Below are 7,747 nucleotides of genomic sequence, written 5' to 3' on the forward strand. Positions count from 1 at the left end.
GCCGCCCGCGGCTCCATGGTGCGCACGGCGCACCCTACGACTGCCCGTGAGCATTGCGTATGAATATCGATCTGAAAGAAATGACCCAGCTGGCGCCGATCTTCCGCGAGCTGTTCAAGGGCTACCATGTCAGCCGCCGCGACCCGGAGCTGTACGCCCAACTGTCCAACCTGCAGGACGCCTACCGCGCGCTGTTCAAGGCGCTCGGCTTCGAGCTGGTCTGCGACACCCGCGGCTTCTACTACTTCGTGCCCGAGCAGATGGGCGCGCAGGTGAACAAGACCGCCCAGCGCCTGGCGCTGTTCACCTTCATCCTCGTCGAGCATCTGGCCGACGGCGGCCGCGACCCGCTCGCCGTGCTCGACGGCGGCAGCCTCGGGCGCGACGAGCTGCCGCCCCTTCTGGAGAAGTACAAGGACCTGTTCCTCCAGGCCGAAGTCACCACCCAGGAAGAACTCGAAGAGAAGGTCATGCGCCGCCTGACCCAGCTCGGCTTCGCCAGCGAGGACAACGGCGTGTACCGCTTCCTCGCGCCGATGCACCGCTTCCTCGACGTGTGCCTCGCCGTGCAGCAGGACCGCGACCTGGCCGCCGCGCTGCACAGCGACCTGCCGCTGCCGACGCCGGTGCTGGTGGCCGAGGAGGAAGACGAGATCCTGGTCATCGAGACCGCGGAAGAATCCGAAGAAGAAGCGCTGGCCCGCGCCATCGCCGCCGAACAGGAGTTTGAAGCATGAGCCAGGAACGCTACGGCATCCGCCGCTTCGCCCTGCTGAACACCGCCGGGTACAGCCTCGGCCTGTTCCCGCTGGAGAACCCGCTGTCGGTCTACGGCGCCAACAACCTGGGCAAGTCGGCGTCGATCAACGCGCTGCAGTTCCCGATCCTCGCGCGCATGTCGGACATGAGCTTCGGCAAGTACAGCCTGGAACAGTCGCGGCGCTTCTACTTCGCCTCCGACACCAGCTACATCCTCGTCGAGGTCGCCCTGCCCCACGGGCCACACGTCATCGGCGTGGCCGGGCGCGGACCGGGCGGCGGCTTCGGCCACCAGTTCTTCGCCTACGCCGGCTCGCTGGACCTGGCGCACTACCAGAAGGACGGCACCTGCCTGAGGCAGCGCGAGCTGTTCCACGCGCTGGAGCGCGAGGGCATCAAGGCCTACGAACTCAAGCCTGAGGAGCTGCGCCGGCTGCTGGTCGGCGGGCACACCTCGATTCCGCTGGACCTCACGCTGATCCCGCTGCGTTCCACCAGCGAGCAGAGCCTGAAGACCTTCCGCGCGCTGTTCATCAACCTGCTGCACATGCGCGAGATCACCGCGGCCAAGCTCAAGCAGCTGTTCCTCGATGCCTTCGAGCACAGCCTGCGCTCGGGCAGCGTCGACTACATCGCCGCCACCGAGGAGGCGTTCCGCGACGTGCGCCGCATGGAGGGCGACTACCAGGCGCTGGTGGCCGCCGGCCCGCTGGTCGAGGCGCTGGCCGCCGGCGTGGCGCAACGCGAGCTGCTACGCGGCAAGCTTCACCGCATCTCGCCGCTGCTCGACAACCTGCTGGGCGCCTGGCACGACTATGCCGACGCCCGTAAAGAGGAACTGGTGATCCAGGCCGAGCACTACCGCGGCGAGCAGGACAACCTGCAGCACGCGCAGCGCGGCGACACCAGCGAACTGATGCGCCTGGAGCGCGAGATCAGCGAGATCCAGCGCTGGCTCGGCGAACTCGCGGTGCTGAAGAACCGTTTCGCCCTGGTGGACAGCGCGGCGCCGCTGGAACAGCAGCTGCTCGCCGCCAAGGACGCGCATGACGAGCTGGCCGGGGCGCTGGCGCAGGCCCGGCAGTTCAGCAGCGAGGATCTGGTGGAGCGTCTCGCCGACCTGGAGAAACGCCTGAAGTCGGTGAAGCAGCAGCTCGACCATGCGGACAACAACAGCTATTCGCGGCTGCGCGAGGAGTTCTCCCAGGCCGATGTCGATCGTCTGATGCGTCTGTTCAACGGCCAGCTGTTCAGCCTGCCGCTGGGCGAGAAAGGCATCCGCGTCGACGATGGCGACGCCTGGGTGAAATCCGTCGAGGCGGTGCTGGACGCCTTCAAGGGCGAGCGCTTCGAAGTGCCCGGTCTGTCCGTCGACCTCTCGCACATCGAACCGCCGGCACTGCAGGCACTGGCCGACCGCGCCGCCCTGCGCGACCAGAAGGACCGCCTCGAGCGCGAGCTGAAGCAGCTCAAGACCCAGCAGGCCGTCGCGGCCGACCGCGCCGCGAGCAAGGCGCAGGCCGAGGCGTTGTACCAGGCGGTGCTGGATGCGCAGAAGGCCCTGGAGGATTTCCGCCGCAGCCAGACGCTCGCCGCCGAGGAACAGACCAAGCTCGAGCAGCTCGCCCAGCACGAAGCCGCGCAGGACGAACTCAAGCGTTCCGGCGATGCCTTCACCGAGCGCGTCCAGCAGTTGTCGGCCAAGCTGCAACTGATCGGCCGCCAGCTCGGCGACCTGGAAGCCAAGGAACGCACCCTGGAAGACGCGCTGCGCCGCCGTCAGCTGCTACCGGCCGACCTGCCGTTCGGCACGCCGTTCATGGACCCGGTGGACGACTCGCTGGACAACCTGCTGCCGCTGCTCAACGACTATCAGGACAGCTGGCAGGCGCTGCAGCGCATCGACGGCCAGATCGAGGCGCTCTACGCCCAGGTACGCCTCAAGGGCGTGGCGAAGTTCGACAGCGAGGAAGATGTCGAGCGGCGCCTGCACCTGCTGATCAACGCCTACGCGCACCGTCAGGACGAAGCCCTCACGCTGGCGAAGGCACGACGTGCGGCGGTCACCGACATCGCCCGCACCCTGCGCAACATCCGCAGCGACTACGACAACCTCGAACACCAGTTGGCGCTGTTCAACCGCGAGATCAACAAGCGCCAGGTTTCCAACCTGCAGAGTTTCCGCATCGTGCTGGCGCCGAACAAGGACGCGCTCCGGCACATCGACCAGATCATCCACAGCGCCGGGCAGTACGAGGAAGGCGAAACGCTGTCGGTCTTCGACCTGCAGCACAGCGGCGACCAGGATGCGAAGAACGAGGAAGCCAAGGAGTACCTGGCGCGGCTGGTGGCGGCGAATCACAACCAGCTCGGTCTTAAGGACCTGTTCGAGCTGGCCTTCGAGATCACCAAGGTCGGCGGGCAGCCGGTAATCCACACCGACATCGACGGCGCGGCCTCCAACGGCACCACCATGACCATCAAGGCGCTGACCAACATGTACCTGCTGCTGCACCTGATGGATCGCGAGCAGGCCGGACGCGTGCGCCTGCCGTACTACCTCGACGAAGCGGCGGACATCGACGAGCGCAACCAGCAGGCGCTGATCGAGACCAGCCTGCAGCTCGGCTTCGTGCCGATTCTCGCCTCGGTGAAACCGCAGGTCTCGGCGCACTGCGCCATCGACCTGGAAGGCGGCAGCGGCCCCAATGGCATCTACATCGACGAAGCTGACTGGAAGTTCATCGCCCGCCGCGAGCCGGCGACCGCCGAGCCGGCCTGATCCGTTGCTAAAGCGTAGGGTGGGCTTCAGCCCACCTTCTGAACCACCCGGCGGATCTCTGCGCGATAGGCTGAAGCCCATCCTGCAAGCGTGATCCGACACGCCCATCAGCCGATCCCACGCTCACCGAGTCACGACGGATCGCTCGCCGGCCCTACTTCTCCAGCCTGATCTTCGGCGCCCACTGCAGCCAGGCATCCTCCGCACCGTCGAACAGCGCGAAGGTCTGTCCCGGCGTGGCCGGGCCGCCCATCTCCGGATTGTTCGGCGTGGCGAAGGCGATACCGCTCTCCAGCATCGCCTCGAAGGACTCCGTGCGCACCTGCACGCCCTTGAACAGGCTGGCGTCGACGCCGAACCCGCTGGCATTCCAGAAGCGGCTCCCGCTGCGAACCAGAGGCGCATAGCGCGGCTCGATGAGCGCGTGGATCAGCACCCGGTCAGAGGTCGGGCCCAGCTCGAAGTCGGTCACCTTGCCCACCGGCACCTGGCGATAGCTGATGATCGCGCCCGGCTTCAACGAGCCGCGACGCGCCGCGCTGAGCACCAGGTGCAGGCCTTCCTCGCGGACCGCGTCGAGCGAGGGCGCCTTGCTCAGCGTGAAGCGCGTCTGCGGCGCACCGGGGCGCTGGGCGGGCTGCACTTCCAGGTATTGGCCGCCGATCAGCGTATCCAGGTTGGCCGTGCGCGCCAGGCCGAACTCAGGCTTGACCACCCAGAACTTCGTGCCCTCGCGGGCGATACGCGCTTCGGCCTCGGTGATCCGCACCTTGAGCAGCACGCCGCTGAGGTCCTTGTTCAGGGTCAGCGATTCCACCTTGCCGACCTCGAGCCCCTTGAAGCGGATCGGCGTCCCTTCGCGCAGGCCCTCGGCGTTCTCGACACCGATCTCCAGCACGGTGCCCACCGCCAGCGCCTTGGCCTCGTCCTCGAACAGGTCGAAGCGCCGCACACCGGTCACCGCCTTAGCCTTGGAGTCCGGGGTGGCGAAGGCGATGCCGCCGGTGACCAGCGTCTGCAGGGACTCGCTCTTCACTTCGATCCCGGACAACCCACCCTTGAGCGAAACCCCACTGGCGTTCCAGAAGCGCGTCGACTCGTTGACCAGATGCATGTATTCCGGCTCGATGTGCACGCCCACCACCACGCGCTGCTGGTCCCGCGACAGCTGGTAGCTCTGCACGCTGCCGACGCGCATCTGCTTGTAGAGCACCGCGCTGCCGATATCCAGCGAACCGAGGCGGTCGGTGGTCAGGACCAGATGCAGGCCGGGCGCATCGGTGTTCAGCGGCGGCGCCTTGGCGCGGATTGTGAACTCGCGCGACGGCGAATCACCCTTGCCGAACCGCACGGCGATGTAGTTGCCCTTCACCAGCGCTTCCAGGCCAGTGATCCCGGCGAGGGAGATCGAGGGTTTCACGCCCCAGAACTCGGTGTTCTCGTTGAGCATCTCCTCGGTGCGCGGGTCCATGCTCAGCTCGGCGGTCGCCTCGGTGAAATGCTCGCCCATTTCCAGTTTCTTCAAGGTGCCGACCTGTACGCCATTCAGCATGACGGCGGTACGACCTTCCTGCATGCCGCTGACATCGCGGATGTGCAGCTTGACCTTGACGCCGGCCTCGGCGGCCTCGTAGTCCTCGTACAGGCGGAACGGCAGCCGGGGGTCGGTGGGCGGGCTGTCCTGGCGATGGTCCGGCGTGGCGAAGGCGATGCCACCGGCGGCGATGCTGAGCAGCGACTCGGTGCGCACCTTGAAGCCTGACAATCCTCCCGACACCGTTACCCCACCGGCATTCCAGAAGCGCGTGTGCTTGCGCACCAGTTGCGCGTACTCGGGATCGATGTGGACCTTCACCTCGATGGTCTTCTGGTCCGCCCCCAGGGCGTAACTCTTCACCTGGCCGACCTGGATCTGCTTGTAATAGACCGGGCTGCCCTGCTCGAGGGAACCTAGGCGCTCGGCCTTCAGGGTGATATGCAGGCCGGGCAGGTCATCGGACATACCCGGCGGCTCCTTCAACGCGACGAACTCGCGCTCCGGCTCGCCCTGGGCCGGCTCGATGGCGATGTAGACACCCGAGACCAGCGTCTCCAACCCGGTCACCCCGCCCAGGGAGATACGCGGCTTGACCAGCCAGAAGCGCGTGCCCTTGCTGAGGTAAGGCTCAGCCTCCTTCTTGATCTCGATGGTGGCGATGACGCCCTTCATGTCGTCGGCGATATGCAGGTCGGTCACCGTGCCCACCGAAATGCCGCGATAGATCAGCTCGGTCTTGTTGGCCTGGATGCCGTCGCCACTTTCGAAGTGGACCTTGATTTCGATGCCGGCCTCACTGAAGGCACGGTAGGCGAGCCATCCACCGATCAGCAGCGCGATCAGGGGCAGTACCCAGATCACGGACCAGTTGGAGGCGGGGCGAATCCTGGCTTTGGGCAGATCACTCATGGTCTTGGTACGGCTCCGTGTTATCCCAGATCAGGCGAGGGTCGAAGGTGATCGCGGCAAGCATGGTCAATACCACGACGCAGGCGAAGGCGACCGCGCCCGGATTGGCTTCCACCCGCGCGAACGCGCCGAAATTCACGGCCGTGACGAGGATGGCGATGACGAAAATATCCAGCATCGACCAGCGGCCGATCCACTCGATGAAGCGATACATCAGGATGCGCTTGCGCGCCGAAAGCGGTTGGTGGCGCTGCACCGAATAAAGAAGCAGCGCGATGCCGACCAGCTTGAAGGTCGGTACCAGGATACTGGCGATGAACACCAGGGCGGCAATCGGGAACATGCCGTGATGCGCCAGTTCCACCACACCGGACATGATCGTCGAGGGCGCGCCATTGCCGAAGGTGCTCACCGTCATGATCGGCAGCACGTTGGCGGGGATGTAGAGGATGGTCGCGGTAACCAGCAATGCCCAGGTACGCGCCAGGCTGTTGATCCGCCGCGGGGTGACGTGCGCACCACAACGCGAGCAGTACTGCCGTTCCTGCTCGTCATCGCGCGCATTCAAGTGATGACACTCGGTACAGACGAGGATGCCGGCATCAAGCGCTCGCATGGCCGTCCTCCTCGCCCGCCAGGGCTTCCCATATCTGGTGCGGCGACATCACGACCTCGAGCCAGACCTGCAGCAACAGCAGCGAAACGAAGCACACGAGCCCGGTGCCTATGGCCAGGTGCGCGATATCGCCAAGCTTGACGATCGCCACCAGGATGCCCAGCAGGTATACCTCAAGCATCCCCCACACGCGCAGCTCGTGATAGATCCGATAAAGCACCAAGCCGTAGCTGCGTCCCACCTTCAAGCAAATGCTCAGCAGCACCAGTAGCTGACAGAGCAGCTTGAGCAACGGAACGCCCATACTGGAGAGGAATACCAGCACCGCCACTTCCGGCATGTCGGCACCGTACAGACCGAGCACGGCGCTCCACATGGTGTCGATGCTCGACTGGCCAAGCAGATCCAGCCGCATGATCGGCAGGAAGTTGGCCGGGAAGTAGAGGAGCAGCGCCGCCAGGACCAGTGCCAGGCTGCGCGACACGACGCTGTGGCGGTGGGTGTAGAGCTCGTAGCCGCAACGCGGACAGATCGCCTTCTGCCCCAGCGCCAGGTTGGGCTTGAGCATCAGCAGATCGCACTCGTGGCAGGCGATCAGTTCGTCGAGCGGGCGCTCGGCAAGAGACCGGGAATCGGCCGTATCAGGCATTGGCAAGGCTCGGCAGTCCAGCATCCAGTTTCGGAAATTCGCTGTTCAGTGTGCGGCGTCGGACGATGACTCATTCGGTTCGACCGCCGCGTCTGCGCTTGGTTTGGACCGGTGATGGCAATCAGGCATGAGGGTGGGAAACGCCCTCTCCCTGCCGGCGACCCTTCGCCGGAGCAGCTCCGATAGATTACCTGTTTTCTGGGCCCCAAAAGCCAAACCCCCAACCCGACTACTCGGATTGGGGGTTTGGGGATAGGAGCTTGACGATGACCTACTCTCACATGGGGAAACCCCACACTACCATCGGCGATGCGTCGTTTCACTACTGAGTTCGGGATGGGATCAGGTGGTTCCAACGCTCTATGGTCGTCAAGCAATTCGGTTGGGGAATCGGTGTTGAGTCGCTTCCCCTAATTGGGTATGTGATATCTGTTGGTTTGCAAGTTCTGACAAGCTTTCGGCTTATGTCGACTTCACCTTCTAACACCATCGTTG

Annotated in this window: 5 protein-coding genes and 1 rRNA gene; 2 read left to right on the forward strand and 4 right to left on the reverse strand. The window is 65.0% G+C overall.

All coding sequences use genetic code 11. From position 1 onward, the window contains the following. Positions 1-59 precede the first annotated feature (59 nt). Together mksE and mksF are read left to right on the forward strand one after the other, a co-directional pair. Positions 60-737: an Mks condensin complex protein MksE gene (mksE, locus tag BLV15_RS13285; RefSeq protein ID WP_090229002.1), complete on the forward strand. Its 678-nt coding sequence runs from the start codon at positions 60-62 to the stop codon at positions 735-737. Continuing rightward, positions 734-3,541, forward strand: coding sequence for an Mks condensin complex protein MksF (gene mksF, locus BLV15_RS13290; RefSeq protein WP_090229003.1), 2,808 nt, complete (start codon positions 734-736; stop codon positions 3,539-3,541). Before mksE ends, mksF begins: the two co-directional genes overlap by 4 nt. Positions 3,542-3,695: 154 nt before the next feature. Here the strand turns inward: mksF and BLV15_RS13295 are convergent, their stop codons facing one another. From BLV15_RS13295 to rrf, 4 genes are all read right to left on the reverse strand, one after another. Next, complete coding sequence (locus tag BLV15_RS13295) at positions 3,696-5,987, reverse strand: PqiB family protein (protein WP_090229006.1); 2,292 nt, start codon at positions 5,985-5,987, stop codon at positions 3,696-3,698. Further along, the gene (locus BLV15_RS13300) at positions 5,980-6,603 is read right to left on the reverse strand and encodes a paraquat-inducible protein A (protein WP_090229009.1); all 624 of its coding nucleotides are present in this window, start codon (positions 6,601-6,603) and stop codon (positions 5,980-5,982) included. Before BLV15_RS13300 ends, BLV15_RS13295 begins: the two co-directional genes overlap by 8 nt. Next, on the reverse strand, positions 6,590-7,252 hold the full coding sequence (locus BLV15_RS13305) for a paraquat-inducible protein A (RefSeq protein ID WP_090229011.1): 663 nt from the start codon (positions 7,250-7,252) through the stop codon (positions 6,590-6,592). The genes BLV15_RS13300 and BLV15_RS13305 overlap by 14 nt, the downstream gene beginning before the upstream one ends. Positions 7,253-7,510: 258 nt before the next feature. Continuing rightward, positions 7,511-7,626: ribosomal RNA gene (gene rrf / locus BLV15_RS13310) — 5S ribosomal RNA — on the reverse strand. Positions 7,627-7,747 lie beyond the last annotated feature (121 nt).

Source organism: Pseudomonas kuykendallii (assembly GCF_900106975.1).
In the GTDB taxonomy this organism is placed as follows: Bacteria; Pseudomonadota; Gammaproteobacteria; order Pseudomonadales; family Pseudomonadaceae; genus Pseudomonas_O; species Pseudomonas_O kuykendallii.

Excerpts from the sequence above, each read along its gene's own strand:
- BLV15_RS13300 (WP_090229009.1), bottom strand. The coding sequence starts at position 6,603 with ATGCGAGCGCTTGATGCCGGCATCCTCGTCTGTACCGAGTGTCATCAC.
- BLV15_RS13305 (WP_090229011.1), bottom strand. The coding sequence starts at position 7,252 with ATGCCTGATACGGCCGATTCCCGGTCTCTTGCCGAGCGCCCGCTCGAC.
- mksF (WP_090229003.1), top strand. The coding sequence starts at position 734 with ATGAGCCAGGAACGCTACGGCATCCGCCGCTTCGCCCTGCTGAACACC.
- BLV15_RS13295 (WP_090229006.1), bottom strand. The coding sequence starts at position 5,987 with ATGAGTGATCTGCCCAAAGCCAGGATTCGCCCCGCCTCCAACTGGTCC.
- mksE (WP_090229002.1), top strand. The coding sequence starts at position 60 with ATGAATATCGATCTGAAAGAAATGACCCAGCTGGCGCCGATCTTCCGC.